The sequence below is a fragment of the Mesorhizobium sp. WSM4847 genome, from assembly GCF_055811335.1.
The window spans coordinates 13,339-30,744 of the sequence record NZ_JBVVPY010000006.1 but is presented as its reverse complement, the minus strand read 5'-3'; the positions used below and the strand labels follow the sequence as shown (position 1 = coordinate 30,744).

Sequence of the window (17,406 nt, the reverse complement as noted above, 5' to 3'; positions counted from 1 at the left end):
GATGATGAGCCGGGATGATCCTTTCGGACTATCGGAGGATCGCGAACGCACGCGCATACGACTGACCGGCGCGCCGATGCCGCGACCGATGACGCCACTGCTGTCGGGCGCGCCAATCAAGCGGTCGCGCACCCATCCGAACACGCTGGTCAACGCATTCGCGCCGCTGCTCGAGTTTGCGCCCGAGCTTGAAAGCGCGCTGCCGCCGGAAAACCCGGAAGCGTTGCGCACCCGGTTGCTCGATGAACTGGTTCGGGCGCGTGACGCGGCAATGGCGGCGGGGTCCTCCCTGGAGCGCGCCGACCAGGCAGCCTGGGTGGTGGCGGCATTGCTCGATGACCTGGCCCTGAACACGCCATGGGGCGGCGCCAGCGCATGGCCGCGCCAGCCGCTTGTGGTGATGCTGCGAGGCGATGTCGATGCCGGCACGCAGTTCTTCACGCGTCTCGATGAACTGGAGCGGCACCCGAACCGGGATCGCGAATTGCTCGAACTGCAATATCATTGCCTGGCGCTCGGCTTCCGCGGCAAATATCGTGTGCCAGGCCGGTCGGGCGACCGCTCGCTCAATGCGGTTCGCGTTGCCGCGGCGCGCTTTCTGCGCGATGCCGATGCCGACGGCGCGCCGCTGTCGCCGAACTGGAAAGGCGTGATCGCATCCGACGAGCCGCAGCGTTTCATCGTGCCGATCTGGGTGATGGGGCTCGGCGCGGCGGTTCTCGCCACGGCAATCTACCTCGGCCTGTCGATGGGACTGAGCAGCCAGGCGGTCGAGCTTTCGACGCTGGTTCGTGCCTTGCCGCCGCCAGCCCGCGGCGAAATCAGCCGGACATCGCCACAGGTCGACGCGCCGCCGCCGGAGGCAGTGGATTTCGCGCTGGTGCCGGAGTTTCAGGCCGGAGCGCCGGCCAATCTCAGAGCCGCGCTCAGCGGCACCGAGAGCGTTTCGCTGGCCAGGCTGATCATCCAGGCCTCCAACCCCGAACTGTTCCAGTCGTCGCGGCCGACACTGACGGAAGGCTTCGAACCGCTGATCGGTTCAATCGCCAAAGTGATCCTCGCCAATCAGGAACTGATCGGCAACATCACCGTGGTCGGCCATACCGACAGTATTCCCTTGCAACGGTCCAATCCGCTTTCCACCAACCAGCGGCTGTCGGAAGCGCGCGCAGCAACCATTACCGAGATGCTGGTCCAGAACGGTGTGCCGCAGGACCGCATTCGCTTCGAAGGACGTGCAGCTACCGATCCAGTGGCCGACGACAGCACCCGCGCGGGACGGGCCTTGAACCGCCGCGTCGAGGTGCTGGTCGAAAAGAGGCTGTGAGATGTTCATCCTGCGCTTCCTCTGGGCGGTTCTGACATCGCGCTGGCTGTGGACGCTGATCGGCATCGCGCTGCTTTCTCTGGTTATCTGGGTGTTCGGCCCGATCGTCAGGGTCGGTGCTTACGAACCCTTCGCCTCGGAAAATGTCCGCATCGTCATCATTGCGCTGCTGGTCACCTTCTGGCTGATCTGGCTGATCGTCGCGCAGCGCCGGGCGATCCGGGCCAACCGCATGTTCGTCGCCGAAATCGCTGCGCCCGTGGTGGAGAAACCGCTGAGCCCCGGCGAAGAGAACGTCGCCGCCGTCGGCGCCAAGTTCGCCGAGGTTATGGTCGAATTGAAGCGCCGCAAGCTCGGCGGACGAAAATTCCTGCGCGAGATGCCCTGGTACGTGATCGTCGGGCCGCCGGCCACCGGCAAGACCACGGCCTTGCGCCAGTCCGGCCTGAACTTTCCGATCGACCTCACCGACGATCTGCAGGGAGTTGGCGGCACGCGCAACTGCGACTGGTTTTTCTCCGAGAACGCAGTTCTGATCGACACGGCGGGCCGCTATGTGCAGCAGGAGAGCCAGCCCGACGTCGATGCGGTGGAATGGCTTGGCTTCCTCGACCTCTTGAAAAAGCATCGCGGCCGCCGGGCGCTCAACGGCGTGATCGTCGCGCTTTCGATCGATGCGCTTTCAGAGGGCGACGAAGCCATCAAGGCGCATGGCCGCAAGATCCGTCGTCGCCTGGCAGAGCTCAACGACCGGCTCGAAATCCGCCTTCCAGTCTATCTGATGCTGACCAAGGCCGATCTGATCAAGGGCTTCGAGGCTTTCTTCGGCGGCCTGTCGACGGCCTCGCGCGAGCAGGTCTGGGGCACGACCTTCGCGCTGGATGCGCGTGTCGACGCAAAGACGATAGAGCGGGAAATCGCCACCCTTGCGACGGAACTCGAGCGACGGCTGGTGCCGCGCCTGGAGGACGAGGACAAACTCGCCGCCCGCGCCGAGATTTTCAGGTTTCCCGCCCAGCTCACGAGCCTGTCCGAGCCTATCCGGGTGCTGGTCGAGGCGATGTTCGGCGAAAGCCGCTACGAAGAAGCCGCCTGGCTGCGCGGCCTCTATCTGACGTCGGCGACCCAGGAAGGGGCGCCCATCGACCGGCTGACCGCGGCGCTGTCTTCATCCTTCGGCCTTCCGCCGCGACGGGCGATGCCGGCGCCGCGCGTTGAAAAGCGCAGCTTTTTCCTGAAGAACCTGCTGACCGAGGTCATCTTCAGGGAAGCCGGCCTGGGGACGTTCGATCCGCTGGCGCAGCGCCGCCGCGCCTGGATCTGGCGTGGCGCCGCGGCCGCCTGTGCCGCCGCCGCCCTGTTGGCCGGTGCGATGTTCACGTGGTCCTACTATGACAACCGCAATGCGATCGCAGCGCAGGCGGGCCAGTTCGAAGCGCTGCAGGCGCCGCTGACCGCGGCAGCCGCGAGCCCGGCATCGGTCGAGCAGCCCGCCATCGACAGCGCGCTCAATGCGATGGCCGAGGTCGCAAATGCCCGTACCGCACCGCCGAGCAGTGCCCAGGACCTGCTCGGGCCATCGGCGTCGGCGGAGCTGCTGCGGGCGCAGGCCGACACTTACGAGCACGCTTTGCGCAACGTCCTCGAGCCGCACATGGTCGCCCTGCTCGAGGCGACGATGTGGCGGCAGATCCGCGATCCGGATTTCATGCTGGGGGCGCTGAAGACCTATCGGATGATGACCGGCCTGTCGCAGATGGACGCCGATTACGTCCAGAGCTGGTGGGTCAACGATTTGCCGGAATTCGCACCGGCGGCGCCGTTTCCGACCGCCGATGCGGAAGAGCACCAGCTTGCCGCGATCCGTCGCATGGCGGTCGACGACAGCTACATATCAGCGGATCAGGCGCTGGTCGCCGAGGCGCTGAAAACGGTTTGCACGATTTCGCTGCCGGCGCGTGCCTACAGGCAGTTGCTGGCCGATCCGGCGGTGGCCGGACTCAAGGAATGGATCCCGGCGAATTTCGCCGGCCCCAACGGCGCCAAGGTCTTTGCACGGCGTTCCGACAAGACGCTGCGCGTCGGCATTTCGGGCGCGTTCACCTATTCCGGCTTCCACGATGCCATTCTCGACCGGGTCGAGGATGTCGCCGCCCAGGCGGCACTGGATCGGGCGGTGTTTGCCGGAGGCTGTTCGGAAAATTCCGAAACCTCGGTCTCGGCGCTGTCGGAGGATATCCTGAAACTCTATTACGAAGACTACATCGCGCAATGGGACAGCATCCTGCGCGATATCAGGCTCGCGCCATTGGCCGACCTGAATGTCGCCAGCGAGAACCTCAAGGACCTTTCGAGTGCCGATTCCGCGCTGAAGCGCCTGCTTACGGCGGTCGTTCAGGAGACCGAGCTAACCCGATCCGATGAAGCGCCGGCCGCCGACAACAAGGCGGCATCCAAGGGCACATCCAAACTGCTCGGCAAGCTGGGGAAGCTTGGAAAGATCGTAAAGACAGGGGCAAAACTGCTGCCGCGCGCAGGCTCCGCCAACGAGGTGGATCTTACCGGCACTCTGGTGGCCGAACACTTCAAGCCGCTCAAGGGGGCGATCGCCGAGGTCGACGGCCAGCCGCCGGCACTCGACGCCGCGGTGGTGGCGCTAACCGCACTTTCGAACGTGCTGCAGACGGTCACGGCCAATCCCGACCCGCAGGACGCCATCAAGAAGCAGGGTGGGCTGGCCGAACTGACGGGAGCGGTCGCCAGGCAAGCGCAGATCCTGCCCGATCCGGTCGACGACTGGCTCGGCGGCATCGCCGGCGACACCAGCGGCCTAACCCAGAAGGCGGTCACCTCGGAACTCAACGCCATCTGGCGCGCCGACATCCTGCCGTTCTGCCAGGCGGCGCTGAACGACCGCTATCCGTTCAGCCCCGAAAGCGCGGTCGACGTCAATGTCCGCGATTTCGCCCGCCTGTTCGGGCCGGCCGGGATGATCGACGCCTTCATCAACGACCATTTGATCAGCTATGTCGACACCGCCAGCCAGCCATGGAAATGGCGCGCCGACTTTGGCCTCGACGCGGCGGCTCTGGCGGCGTTCGAACAGGCCAGGCGGATCCGCGACGATCTGTTTCCAGGCGGTACCGGCCCGGTGATGAGTTTTACGCTGCAACCGACGGACCTGTCGCCCAACGTCACGCGGGTGACGCTCAATCTCGATGGCCAGAACCTCGTCTATTACAACAACGCGACGCGACCGCAACCGATGACCTGGCCCGGCAAGGACGGCACCGGCGTCATCTCGCTCGCCTTCCAGCCGATCGACGGCTCGCCCGAAGTCATGTTGAACGAAACCGGCAGCTGGGCGTGGCTGAGGCTGCTGCGCAGCGGCCGCTTCACCGGCACTTCGCTGTCCGACGTCTACAACCTGCGACTGGGCACTCAAGGCATGTACGCCGATTTCGAGCTCAAGGCGGCAAGCGTCGAAAATCCCTACAATCTGCAAATGTTCAAGAAATTCTCATGTCCGCCGCAGATATGATCCTGCCCGGCTTTTACGGCAAAATGCCTGCCACCGGCGATTTCGTCACGCGGCGGCTGCCGGGAGATTTTGTGCGCGCATGGGACCGCTGGCTGGCGCAGCACATCGTGCCGCTGATGGGTTTGGAAACCTGGCCGCGCACCACCGCGCTACGCTTCCTGGCCGGTCCGGCTTCTTTCGGCGGATCGGCCGGCATTATTCTGCAGAGTGCCGACAGAGTTGGCCGACAATTCCCTTTGACCATCGTCGCGCAGCTTGCCGAGGCTCCCGTTCGGCTGACCGAGGCCGAGTCGTGGTTTTCCAGCATCGAAGAGGCGGCCATCGCCGCCCAACATGGCGAGCTGACGCCCAACGAACTGGATGCCGCGCTGGCCGCACTGCCGGTGCCGACTGTCGAGCCGGACGACGAGATCGTCGGTGAGCTGGTGATGTGGACCGCCCGTTCGGATATTTTCGACATCGATCCGCAATCTCCGCAAACGACGCTGGAACGGATCTTTGCCGCCAGTTGGGAGACCAGCTGATGCAGATATGGAACCAGATGGGGTATCCGCATCAATTCACCATGGGCATGGACAAGACCGGCCATGAGTGGATCGTCGTGGTGGTGAAAGGCACGTTCGACTTCCCGGACAAACCCGGCGGACTGGTGCAGAAATCGGTCGAGCAGGTTCCGCTGGTGATGGCCGACTCGCATACGGGCATGCCGGGCTATTCGGCCATGCTTTGGGAGACCGACTTCGCACTTCGCAAGCCGCGCTGTGACGTTTTCGCCAATCGCTGCGCCTATGTGCCAGTCAGCTGGGAGACTGGCTGACAATGTGGCAGGTGGCGAACGATACGCCATTCATGGCAAGCGGCATCTGGACCCGTGATCGGGACGGAGGCGAGGTCTGGATGGTCGCCGTACGGTGCAGCTTTCGCATCAGTCCAGATGGGACGACGGCCGTAGCGGATAAGCAGGAGCCGCCGGTTGTGGCGCCCAAATTCGTCGGCGGACCGGGCGCGAGCAGCCTGGTATACGACTCCGATTTCTATCTGACGAAGCCGACAACCGATGTGCTCCTTCACGGCCATGCCTACGCTTCCGGAGGCAAACCCACCACGTCCGTGGACGTGAGTTTGAGAGTAGGTGACCTGCAAAAATCTCTGCGGATCACTGGGGATCGGGCCTATCTGCACTCAGTGTCTGGTCTGAGCGTTGGGTCGCCGCAGCCGTTCATACGCATGCCGCTGGTCTACGAGCGCGCATATGGCGGGACCGAGCCGAATCCGGTCAAAGACCCGACGCGGCCCAACTTCGACCAATACAACCCGGTCGGCACCGGATTTGTGCCCGTGGCCGGCAGGATCGCTCCGAATATTGAAATTATGGGATCCAGCGGCGGGAGTAAGCCGGCTGGTTTCGGGCCGGTCCCGCCGCACTGGTGCCAGCGCGTCCAATACGCAGGCACCTACGACGAGGCTTGGCAGAAAAATCGCTGCCCGCTGTATCCGGCCGACTTGGATGACCGCTTTTTTCTTTGCTCTCCTGAGGACCAGCGCCCAAAACAATTCTTCCGGGGCGGAGAGCCTGTGGAATTGCTGAACCTGACGCCGACCGGGCGGCTGGCATTTCTTCTACCCCGCGTCGCCTTCCGGTTTGAAACAGATATCAGGGGAAAGCCACGCGTCACGCACCGTGGGGTTCTGCACACCGTGATCATCGAGCCGGACGTGCCGCGAGTGGTGCTGGTCTGGCGGACGTCCCTGCGCGCGCACGCCGATGTGCAGCGGCTGACCCAGACGCGGATCAGCATGTTGTTGGTGACGAACGCACATCCGCGCTCGGTCCCGTCTGGGATTGATAGGGGTTGGCGCGAGCCGGACGAAGAAGGCGGTGAAGAGCGGTGAGGGTCGCGATTATCGGATCTGGAGCGCGGACGGCCATCGGGATGACAGCGGCGGCGACGGCCGCTGCCGTGCGTGCCGGTATCGCCGGCTTCGGCGAACATCCGTTCGTGGTTGACATTGCCGGCAACAGCATGATCGTGGCCGCAGCGCCATACATCGGCATAGATGTGAGGGGTGCGGCCCGGTTGGCGGAACTGGCGGCACCCGCGGCGGCTGAAGCTGTCACGTCATCGTCGGCGCCTTCGATCGGACAACTGTCGGTTTCCCTATTTGTCGGTTTACCGCCTATGCGGCCGGGTCGCAGAAACGACGTGCCGGCCACTGTCGTCGCTCGGTTGCGTGAAGAGCTGGCCTCCCTGTGCCATATCGAAAAAATCGGTGTAATCGAATCCGGGCACGCCGCCGGAACGATGGCGATCGAAAGGGCGTGGCAGGCGGTGCGGTCCGGCGCGTCCGAGTTTGCGCTGGCGGGCGGCGTCGATTCCTACCTTGAGCCGGAAACGCTGGAGTGGCTGGAAAGAAACGATCAAGTTCACTCAGCCGGTCCGGAGAACAATGCCTACGGTTTCATCCCCGGCGAAGCAGCGGGGTTTGTGTTGCTGACGACCACGGCCGCGGCGCGAAGATATCAGCTATCGGCCGCGCTGGAGCTCATGTCAGTCGCCGTCGCTCGCGAAACGAACCTGATCAAGACCGACACGGTGTGCACCGGCGAGGGCATGCTGGCGATGTTCCGAGCCCTGGCAGGCGAGCCACCCGCAGTTAAAGTGGACCATCTGTACTGCGACATGAACGGCGAACCGTACCGCGCGGACGAGTTTGGCTTTGCGAGCATCCGCGCGGCCGACTTGTTCCGCGAGCCCGACGCGTTTACAGCCCCCGCAGACTGCTGGGGCGACGTCGGCGCGGCTTCCGGTCCGTTGCTGCTTATGTTGGCCGAAGCAGCTACCAACAAAAGGTACGCTGCAGGGCCTGTCTTAGCGGCATTCACGAGTTCGGAGTCGGGTGAACGCTGCGGATTCCTGGCCCACGACCGTACGGAGGCCCGAGCGCGCTGATGTCGGTAACCGTCAAGATCAACGGCACGATGAACGGGATCGTCCACAAGGGCAGCTCCGACTTCGCGATGAGCACGGCTCCCGACGTGTGCAAAACACCTAGTCCCGGCGGACCTGTCCCTATTCCGTATCCAGTTATCATTTCCATGGCCAGCGACCTGGCCAACGGCACGACGACCGTAAAGGTGGATGGGAAGTCTTGCGCGATCAAGGGGTCTGAACTCAGTCGCTGCTCAGGCGATGAGCCGGGGACCGCTGGCGGCGTTGTATCGAGCACCAACATGAAGGAGGCGACGTGGATTACGTACTCCTTCGACGTGAAAATGGACGGGGCAAACGTGTGCCGGTTCAGCGACAAGCTGAAGATGAACCACGGCAACACGATCTGCATGGCGGGAATTATCCCCGACGTGTGCAGCGCCGGCGACAATCCACTGGTCATCAAATGCTCCGACTACAAAGAGGAAAAGAACAAAGAGAAACGCGAATGTGACATAAAGTGCATGTGCGCCAAATGCTTGGAGATGAACAACCAGGGGAATTTTCGGCGCCAGGCTTCGCACGCGCCGCGGTCGAGCGGACGAAAGAGTTTGCGTAAGCTCGGGAACGCAGGGGCCAACGCCTATCGCAAGGCGCTGACCGATCGGCTCAATGCAGGTGAAGCGCCCGACGACATCAAGGACAACTTCGTGCACGAGTGCGCGCATGAAAGATGGAAGGCTCAGGGAGCCAAACCCAAGTTGCCGGGAATGAGCCCCGATCACATGAAAGAAATCCAGGTGGGTGGTTTGACCAAAGACTTCTCGAACCTGAAGATGATGCCGTCCAAACCGAACGAATGGATCGGCTCGAAGATCAAGGGTTTCAAGACCACGGATTTTACCTACGCGAACGGAAAAAAGGTCAAGGCACACACCGGCGTCGCGCTCGATTGTTGCAAATAGATGAGGATCGAACGATGGCTAAAGACATCCGTACACAGCTACAGACCCTGATCTCGAAACTTTTCGACGTCCGAGAAGAGTTCTACCAGGTGGCCTTTGGGCGGTCCGCTGACCAGGTCCTCGGGCCGCCTGCCTCCGAGCAGCAGCTACAGAACTTCGAACGCAGCCTCGGTTACGCGTTGCCTCCAAGCTACCGCCAAATGCTGTTGCTACACGATGGCTGGACGGCCCTGGAGGACGAAGCTGACCTGCTGTCTTTAGCGCAGCGCCACGAGGAGGAAATTCGTGACCGCATCGAAAGCTTCAAGAAAATGATGCGCGAAGGGGAAGACCCTTACAATCCAGAAAATTTGCTGGTGGTCGGTGGCGCGGATACCACCTTTGTCGTTTACCTCGACATCGATACCCGCCGACCCGATGGCGAAATGGATCTCGTGGAATACACCTATGAAGAGGGAGAACTTGCCCGGCACAAGGATATGGTCGCGTATCTGAAGAGCAACTACGACGAGGTGCGCGAGTGGATCAAGGAAGAGAAGGGTGCGGACGCGGGGCCGAACCCCGACGCAGAGTAACTAGGCGCTCCAGATGACGTCTCCCCCGCCCCTAGCGCTACCCTCCCCGGGGGATCCGACGGTTCCACTGCTGGAGCTCGGGCTCGACCTGACGATCTATGCGGAACGGCTGTCGGTACCGGAATGGGAGGCGGTTCTTGATATCTACCGCAGATACGCGCCGGCACAGGTCTGGACGAAGGTTAAGGCATCGCCCGATATCGGCTTCAATAGGTTACCGGCCGGAGATTACGTTAATGCTTCGCTTTCGGACGACGCGGCCTTTCCGTTCCTACGCCGTATCCGCCATCGAACCGTCCGGGGGTGGCGAACAGAATTTCGCATCTGGGACGGGAAGCTCTCCCAAAGCTGGAGCGCCTGCATGTACCGCCTGGCACACCAGGCTGACGAGCCGGAGCATGTCTTCTACCGGTTTCTCTTCCCTTGGGACACAGCGCCGGCCCTCGTGGCGAGCCTGGCCAACGAATTGGGAAAACACGTCAAGTATCTGTCCGGCCATGCCGGATTTTGTCACCTGTACGACCCCTACTTCAAGGCGACCGCTTTCGCCCAGATTTTCCCGTGGGCGAAACGCTACTGGGCCGTCGACGTCGAGGATTTGAACGCAGCCTTGCCGTTTATGCACAATGGCATGAAGGCGATTTCCTGGCTTACATTCATCGGCGCCAAATTCCTGGCTGACCCGAAGCTCGAGGCTCGGCGACAGTCGTTGAAGACGATCCCAGGCGCAGTGCTCAAGCGCTGTGGGTCCGGTGCGCTCCTTCAGCTGGGGGAGAAACCGATCCTGGGTGACCGACACCGTCTTGAGCCCGAGTTGGCCTCCTATTTCGCGGCCGGGCTTCTCCTCGATCCTGTTTTACTGACGAACATCACCGAATTCGAAGGACCGTTCGCTGAGAAGGGGTGTACCGTGGACTGGATCCATCGATTTGCTGCGCCGAACGCCTGGACGTCTGCGTAACGCCCTTGCAACCACGACCGCTCCAGGCGACCGATTCAGTTAACCAAGGAGGGTGACCGCGCGTCCCCATGCCATCACCCTGTCCGCCACAGGCACATTCGGGCCAAAATCCCCAAAATATTCCTCGAATGCCTGGCCGATTTCCGTGGGGTCGAGTGTGAAGAGATCCGCATCGCGCGCCTCTGGAAAAAGCTCCAGCAATGCGCCACCCGCCGCTACTGCAAGCGCCGGGTTGCGCATCTGGTGAATGAGCCAGTTTAGGATAGTGCGGTCGCCCAGCATGCCAGCGCCACGGACGGCGAGCGGCGCGGTGTCGGGTGATTTCAGCAGGCCGCCCATCCAGGTACGGACATCCTTGTCCGGCCCGCTCTTCACAATGGCGCGCAAGGCGGTCAGCGCGTTGGGCCCGTTCGCCAAGACCTGCTTCTGCAGTTCGGGCTGCGCTAGGATGGCGAAGCCGAGTTCGTTGAGTGCCCAGGCGCTCCAGAGGCGCACCGGCTCGTCTTGGGATTGCAAGGCGGCGGCAATCTCGCGCACCAGGTCGGCGCGCTTCAGCTTACCGGCCAGGCGCAGACTGGTCGCGCGCACGCGCGCATCGGGATCGCGGATGAGCCGGACCAGAAGATCCTTTGGATCGACGCCGTGGTCCAGGCACGCGGCAACCGCCAGATAGCGCTTGAACTCATCCTTGGACGCAATCCAGTCGCGCACCAGCGGTCCGATCGCTTTAGCATCGTGCCATGCGAGCGCGCCGACCAACCCGTGTGCTTCGTCCTCCCGCGTCCGGCCCAACTCGACAGCTTCGAGGATACGTCCCCCATCTGTCTGCTCTATGGCCACCCAGCCATAGAGGAACAGTTCGCCCTTCTCAGGAAAGTCCTCATAGGCAGTGATGATGAATGGCCAGGCGGCCGGTCCGGCGATGCGCAAGGCGTCGAGATTGGCCTCCAGTCGCCGATCAACATCCGCGATGACCTTCTCGTCCGGTGGTTCCTCCGCCGCCAGCATGTCACGCTGCGTCCAGAAGAATGCCGCCTGCTCCACGTGCTGGCGCACAATATCGGGGACAATCTGCTTTTGCACCGTGATATCCGGCTGGTTCACTCTCGCCGCGGCCGTCATCTGATTATCAATTCAAACTGATCGACCCGCCGCGCATGCGGTTGGTCGCGCTCGCATGGCTGGCGACATAAGTGCCGCGGATGGTGATACGGCCGTCCGCCTCCATGAGGATCGTGGCCTTGCCGCAGCGCAGTTCGAGCCGCTCCTCGGCATGGATTCGCACGCGCTCGCCATCGCGAAAGACCTGGGCCCCAGACGATTTCTTGGCAGGCTCCACAATGCGGCCGACGATCAGCGGCTTTTGCGGGTCGCAGTCCTCGAACAGCAGCGCGACCTCCTGTCCGATCATGTCGGAACTCAACTCGGCCAAGCTGCGCGCCGGCAACGCCGTCTCCTGCGGATTGCCGGGGAAAACGACCAGCGGCCCGTCGTCATCAAAGCCAAGAAACTGGCCAATTACGACACCTTCGATGCGATCACGAACCTTTCCCATGCGTCCTCCTAATTCTCCGCAATCTTCGAGCCCTTCATAGTGATGTCGCCCGATGCCTTGATGCTGATCTTGCCCGATCCCTTGACCGAGATGTCCTTGCCCTCGATGGCGATCGTGCCGTCCTTCTTCATCATGATCTTGGCCGAGCCCGTTTTGATGAGGATTTCGTCACCGGCATCGATGACCAACTTCTTGCCGATTTTGATCGTGCCATTGCCTGTGACCGAAATGGCACTGTCTTTGCCGACGGAAAGCGAATGCGCGCCGGCCACGGATGTCGAATCGTCCTTGCCCACCGAAGCGGTGCGTCCGCCGCCGACCGTCGAGCCTTGATCCTTCGCGATGCTCTCGGTGTGGCCGCCGCCTATGGACACACTCTGGTTGGAAGCGATCTGCCAGCTGTCCGTTGCGCCGATGCTGTGGCTCTGCGCCGCCCCCACCGTCACCGACCGAGTCGCCCCTATCGTATTCGCTTGTGGGCCGCCTACACTTCGGGTTTCAGAAGCACCCACTGAATCGACGCGCGCGGTACCGACTGTCACCGTCTGCACAAGCGCCACCGTCTGCGTGTGATTGGCCCCGATCGTTTCGGTGGAGTTCGACCCAACATTGATCGTCTCATTCGACCCCACCGTCAGCGACCTGTTCACCCCCACCGTCTCGGTGTCGTTGTTGCCGATATCCGTGGTCTGGTCGACGCCGACCTTGACCGTCTTGTTGTTGCCGACGTCCTCGTCGAGGTTGTGGCCGACGGAGTGCTTGGCGTCGTGGTCGATGCGGTCGGACTGGTCGTGCTGCACCAGCTTGGTGCGGTCGTTCTTGATCAGAAGGTTGTGGTCCTTCTGCGCCTGGAAATTGACCAGTTCGGAGCCGGCCTTGTCCTCGAACATCAGCTCGTTGTAACCGCCGCCGCCTTTCGAGGAGTCCGATTTCCAGCCGGATTGCGTGGCGCTGCCCGGCAGCCCGTAGGGCGGCATCTGGGAGGCGTTGTAGACGCAGCCGGTGATGATCGGCAGATCCGGGTCGCCTTCGATGAAGTCGACGATCACCTCCTGGCCGATGCGCGGTATCTGGATGAAACCCCAGCCGCTGCCGGCCCAGGTCTGCGAAACCCGCACGAAACAGGAGCTGTTCTGGTCCTTCTTGCCGAGACGGTCCCAGTGGAACTGCACCTTCACCCGGGCATATTTGTCGGTAAAAATTTCCTCGCCGGATGGGCCGACCACCGTCGCCGTCTGCGGGCCGCGCATGATCGGCCGTGTCGTGACCCGCGGCGGGCGATAGGCCAAGGCGGTCGGCGCCACGCCGAGGATCACCTTGAAGTTCTCGCTTTCGACGTCGGCAAGGGCTCTGTAGCCCGGATCGAACAGCCTGTATTCGGCGCTGACCACCAGATATTCCTGGTTCTGGTCTTCCCTTGGGAAGCCGTCCAGCTTGAACGTGCAGCCCGAATACAGGCCGCGCACCGTGCCGACTGCAGCGATGCGCTGGTGCACAGCCTGGATTTCCTCGCGCCGGATCGCGGCAAGGCTGTCGCCGCGACCGACGTCGAGATGCGCGCCGGGCTGGCGGTAATTCTCGCCCGCGGCCAGCTTGTGGCTGAACGGCTGGGCGGATTTGGCCATCAGGTCGGCGCCCGGCTTCTCGAAATCATAGTCGGTATGGACATAGGCGCCCGGCCGCACCGAGCTGCCCGGAATCCATTCGGTGATGTATTCGACATCGCGCCGGGAGCCCTGCCCTTCAAAGTGATAGGGCACCTTTTCATAGCCCGGCGCCGGCTTGAGCTTGTTCATGGCATCGGCCAGCACAAGCGTGTGCTTGCCCTCGTCGTGCTCGAAGAAATACAGGATGCCTTCGTGCTCGAGCAGCCGCTGCACGAAATCGAGATCGCTCTCGTCATACTGGACGCAGTATTCGCGCGGCGGATAGGACCCTTGCAGGCGCTTCTCGAATTTTGCCGTGCTGTATTTCGAGAAAACCTCCTCGACGATTTCGATGACGCTCATGTTCTGGAAAATACGGCAATCGGTGGTATTGCCGAGAAACCAGAGCCATGGCCTGATGACGGCTTCGTAGTAGGCCAGACGGTCCTCGATCCGGGTCAGCCGAAACTCGGAGACAAGGCCGCTGAACCAGCGTTTGGGGTCTGATTCACCTTCGATCGAAACCGCGCCGCCCAGCATCTTCAGCGGATCGATTTCGGGGCTGCTGCTGACGAACCCGACCGTATAGGCCAAACAACGACTGATCTCATCGCGCCCGACAAGATGCGTGAAGGTCAACAGGTCAGCGCCAACCGGCGTCTGCACAACCGTGGCACGTTCGTTCGGCATGGGTCGTGCCCCCTCCCGCCGCTCGTTTCTGCCTGAGCCTAGCACATGTCTTGCACCGACCAAAGGGGACCCTTGGTGACTGCAGCCTGGCCCCCTGTGGAATCATCGACTTGAACGCTTCTGTGCCGCCGCGCTCAGAAATTGCTGGTATAATGGGGTGTCCTGGGTGAGTTTCCCGACAGGATCGACGGCGATTTTGAATGTATATCAGGCTGCAGATCAACAATGTCGTCTCCCTGCCCGCCGGTATGTCGACCGGCTACTCCGCTCGTGATCGCAGCTTCGAAATCGGCCGCGAGGCCTGTGACTGGACCTTGCCCGACCCCGACAAGTTCATCTCCGCCAGACACTGCGAAGTGCGTTACCAGGCAGGCGCGTTCTGGCTGTACGACATCTCGCGCAACGGCACATTCATCAACGGATCGACCCAGCGCATGGCCGGCCCCCACCGGCTCGGTCAAGGCGACCGGTTGCTGATCGGCCGCTATGTCGTCCTGGTTTCGATTGACGACGAGCGGGCCGCGACAGGGCTTCCGCGAAGCAGCCACGGTTCGACGCAGCGACAAATGCCGATCACCACCGGCCGGCCGCGGGATTTCGGAGACCAGCCTTTCTTCGAGCCGGTGGAGCAACGGCCCGGGCAGAGAGCACCGGTGTCGACGTCTTCGCCGCCCGCGCCTCTCGCTTCGACGCCCGCGCCTCTCGCTTCGACGAAAGACGAGGTGCTGCGGGACATCGCGATTGCAGCCGGCATCGCGCCGGAACTGCTTCAATCGCGTGATCCGCATGAAGCGGCCGCCGAAATCGGCGCGGTGCTTCGGACTGTTGTCGAGGAACTGGCCCTGCTGCTGAAGGCACGTGCGGCTGCGAAAATACTGGCCAAGAGCACACACCGGACGATGATCAGCGCTGCCGATAACAACCCCCTAAAGTTCGTCCCGGGAACCGACGACATCCTAGAAATCATGTTTGCGCGGCGCAGATCCGGCTACCTTGATGCCAAGCACAGTGTCGAAGACGCGTTCCGCGATCTCAAGACGCACGAATTTGCCACCTATGCAGCCATGCAAGCTGCGCTCTCCCGGCTGCTTGACGATTTGTCGCCTGAGGCGATCAGCAAAAAACTCCCACCGACGTCGTTCACATCGAAGAAGGGCCTGGCTTGGGACGCCTTCGTCGCCAAATGGCGGACCATGGAGGAAGCGCACGAAAACGGCATGCTGGACATATTCCTGGCCTATTTCAGCGAAGCCTATGCCAAAGCCGACAAGCAAAAGTAGACCGGCAGGACTGAACCTGGCAGGTGCCCCGAAAATCGGATCGGTTGCTGCGCTTAGCTTCGGCTGCGGAGCGGATCACGCACCAGGTGGAATGTATCCTTGGCGAGCCCAAAGATACGGCGCTGTCGTTGGCGAAGAAAAATTCTTTGGCAGCGCTGCATCTGGTTCCAATCGACCGTTTCTAAGCTTACGATCATTTTCGACAATTCGCCAGCGGGTAAGGCTGATTGACCTGGGGGTCTGCGGCACATGTCATGTTACTGCGGGTTAGAAAGATATAGCCGACCTTCCTCCGGACACTGCCCTCGTCAGCAGCGCCTGCAGTTCTTGCGCCTGCAGTCCCTGCGCCCGGCCGGGGACCGTCTTGCCCTGATGTGGCGCGCATGCGGCACCGACGCGTGCACGGACGATTGGCGATGAGCTCGAAGGACGACCCTTTCGGCCCAGCGGGCAAGACCGTCATTCGCGCACCGCGCCGTGCTGAAAAATCAGCGCCCGATCCCCAGCGGGCCGTTGCCGACGGCGGGCGCCCCGGTCCCTCGCCGGTCAAGGATTCAACGGTTTTCGATCCTGGTCAGCATGCACCGCCGGGCTGGACATCCGGAACCGTGATTTATCAGGCTGCAGACCCCGGCGCTGCGGCGGCAACCAGCTCCTTTGCGGCGGCGCCGGGCATTCAGCAGGACATCCTGCTGAATGCCACGGACAGCGTCAGATATTCCGCAGCAAATCAGATCCTCGCCGCGGCCGCGCCTTTGCTGATGCTGTTTGGCCAGCTCAGGCTTATGGCTGTCGAAAGACAGGCGGAGCAACTGGCGGAACATGTCGCCGAGGCGATCGAAAAATTCGACCGGACAATGGAGAAAGCCGGTGTTCCCGAGGAAGATGCACGGATCGCTAAATTTGCTCTCTGCGAAACCGCTGACGACCTCATCGGCAACCTGCCTTGGCCCCAGACAGACGCCTGGGCGCAGCACAGCATGCTGTCACAGTTCTTTCACGTCGTGCCCACCGGCTCAGGCTTCTACCAAGCGCTGAACAAGATACTGGCGGCGCCGGAGGCACACTACGATTTGCTTGAACTGATGCATGCCTGCCTGTCGCTGGGGTTCGAAGGCCAGTATCGAGGCCTTGCGCGCGAGGACAACAATCTCGAACGCGTTCGCCGCGACGTCTACGAGACGCTTCGTTACTTCAGGACGCGCGCCGACGACGACATCTCCCCCCACTGGCAAAGCCTGGCGGTGTCCAGCCCACAGTCGTCGGCCCGGCTGCCGCTCTGGGTGATTGCGGCGGCTGCGTCGGCGCTGCTGACGGCGGCATTCTTCGCATTGCGGGTCTTCATTACCGACGAGGGCGATGCCCTTGCCGGCAGATTGCTGGCGCTCGATCCGTCGACTCCGATCGCCATCGAACGCGCCAGCGTGGTGCCGTCGGCTGCGCCGGTGAAAGTCGCTCCGCCTGTCGCCCCTACCCGTTCTCAGATCAATCGCATCCATGCGGCACTGGCCAAGACTATCGCGCGCGGCGGGCTGAGCGTCGGCACGCAGGGCAGGTTCATCATCGTGGAGATCAACAATGTCCTGCTGTTCCCGTCCGGCAGGGCCGAGATAAAACCGGAGTTTGGACCAATCGCCGCGGACATCGCCGCAGCACTCGAACCGGAGCCTGGACCGATCATGATCGTCGGCCACACAGATAATGTGAAGCCGCGGAAATCGAGCGAGTTCAAATCCAACTTCGACCTTTCCATCGCCCGGGCGAAGGCCGTCGCAGCTGTCATGGCGCCACGGTTCAGCAAGCCTTCCCGGATCACCGTCGACGGCAAGGGTGAAGACGAACCGATCGCCGACAATGCGACGCCGGAAGGCCGCGCCCAGAACCGCCGTGTCGACTTGATGATCCCCAAGGAGGAAACGCTGTGAGCACGGCCATT

Annotated in this window: 13 protein-coding genes and 1 pseudogene; 11 read left to right on the top strand and 3 right to left on the bottom strand. The window is 62.4% G+C overall.

Annotation, left to right across the window (positions count from 1 at the left end; all coding sequences use genetic code 11):
- Window positions 1–4: 4 nt before the first annotated feature.
- The 9 genes and pseudogenes from icmH (at window position 5) to AC0L28_RS10025 (ending at window position 10,299) form a co-directional block, all read left to right on the top strand.
- On the top strand, window positions 5–1,327 hold the full coding sequence (icmH, locus tag AC0L28_RS10065; RefSeq protein WP_473477138.1) for a type IVB secretion system protein IcmH/DotU: 1,323 nt from the start codon (window positions 5–7) through the stop codon (window positions 1,325–1,327).
- A gap of 1 nt (window position 1,328) precedes the next feature.
- Window positions 1,329–4,868, top strand: a complete 3,540-nt coding sequence (tssM, locus tag AC0L28_RS10060; RefSeq protein ID WP_473477135.1) for a type VI secretion system membrane subunit TssM — start codon at window positions 1,329–1,331, stop codon at window positions 4,866–4,868.
- Window positions 4,865–5,392 (top strand): type VI secretion system-associated protein TagF, encoded by a 528-nt coding sequence (gene tagF, locus AC0L28_RS10055; RefSeq protein ID WP_473477133.1) that lies wholly within the window; start codon window positions 4,865–4,867, stop codon window positions 5,390–5,392. The genes tssM and tagF overlap by 4 nt, the downstream gene beginning before the upstream one ends.
- Window positions 5,392–5,664, top strand: a pseudogene (locus AC0L28_RS10050) (DUF2169 domain-containing protein); the annotation flags it as partial. The gene tagF and the pseudogene AC0L28_RS10050, both read left to right, overlap by 1 nt.
- 23 nt (window positions 5,665–5,687) lie before the next feature.
- The gene (locus AC0L28_RS10045) at window positions 5,688–6,761 is read left to right on the top strand and encodes a DUF2169 family type VI secretion system accessory protein (RefSeq protein ID WP_473477131.1); all 1,074 of its coding nucleotides are present in this window, start codon (window positions 5,688–5,690) and stop codon (window positions 6,759–6,761) included.
- Window positions 6,762–6,802: 41 nt separating this feature from the next.
- The gene (locus AC0L28_RS10040; protein ID WP_473477129.1) at window positions 6,803–7,819 is read left to right on the top strand and encodes a beta-ketoacyl synthase N-terminal-like domain-containing protein; all 1,017 of its coding nucleotides are present in this window, start codon (window positions 6,803–6,805) and stop codon (window positions 7,817–7,819) included.
- Window positions 7,819–8,763: a DUF4150 domain-containing protein gene (locus AC0L28_RS10035; protein ID WP_473477127.1), complete on the top strand. Its 945-nt coding sequence runs from the start codon at window positions 7,819–7,821 to the stop codon at window positions 8,761–8,763. The genes AC0L28_RS10040 and AC0L28_RS10035 overlap by 1 nt, the downstream gene beginning before the upstream one ends.
- A 14-nt stretch (window positions 8,764–8,777) precedes the next feature.
- Window positions 8,778–9,338, top strand: a complete 561-nt coding sequence (locus tag AC0L28_RS10030) for an SMI1/KNR4 family protein (RefSeq protein WP_473477125.1) — start codon at window positions 8,778–8,780, stop codon at window positions 9,336–9,338.
- Window positions 9,339–9,351: 13 nt separating this feature from the next.
- The gene (locus AC0L28_RS10025; protein ID WP_473477123.1) at window positions 9,352–10,299 is read left to right on the top strand and encodes a type VI immunity family protein; all 948 of its coding nucleotides are present in this window, start codon (window positions 9,352–9,354) and stop codon (window positions 10,297–10,299) included.
- Between the two features lie 39 nt (window positions 10,300–10,338).
- Here AC0L28_RS10025 and AC0L28_RS10020 read toward each other — a convergent pair whose 3' ends face one another.
- Genes AC0L28_RS10020 through AC0L28_RS10010 form a run of 3 tightly spaced genes read right to left on the bottom strand, consistent with a single transcriptional unit; the run spans window position 10,339 to window position 14,190 of the window.
- The gene (locus AC0L28_RS10020) at window positions 10,339–11,421 is read right to left on the bottom strand and encodes a HEAT repeat domain-containing protein (RefSeq protein WP_473477121.1); all 1,083 of its coding nucleotides are present in this window, start codon (window positions 11,419–11,421) and stop codon (window positions 10,339–10,341) included.
- A 7-nt stretch (window positions 11,422–11,428) separates the two neighbouring features.
- Window positions 11,429–11,854 (bottom strand): DUF6484 domain-containing protein, encoded by a 426-nt coding sequence (locus AC0L28_RS10015; RefSeq protein WP_473477120.1) that lies wholly within the window; start codon window positions 11,852–11,854, stop codon window positions 11,429–11,431.
- Between the two features lie 8 nt (window positions 11,855–11,862).
- Window positions 11,863–14,190, bottom strand: coding sequence for a type VI secretion system Vgr family protein (locus tag AC0L28_RS10010; protein WP_473477118.1), 2,328 nt, complete (start codon window positions 14,188–14,190; stop codon window positions 11,863–11,865).
- A 200-nt stretch (window positions 14,191–14,390) separates the two neighbouring features.
- Between AC0L28_RS10010 and tagH the strand changes: the two genes are divergently transcribed.
- Entirely contained in the window at window positions 14,391–15,470 is a 1,080-nt protein-coding gene (tagH, locus tag AC0L28_RS10005; RefSeq protein WP_473477115.1) for a type VI secretion system-associated FHA domain protein TagH, read from the top strand.
- Window positions 15,471–15,886: 416 nt separating this feature from the next.
- Window positions 15,887–17,395, top strand: coding sequence for a type VI secretion system protein TssL, long form (gene tssL, locus AC0L28_RS10000; RefSeq protein ID WP_473477113.1), 1,509 nt, complete (start codon window positions 15,887–15,889; stop codon window positions 17,393–17,395).
- Window positions 17,396–17,406 lie beyond the last annotated feature (11 nt).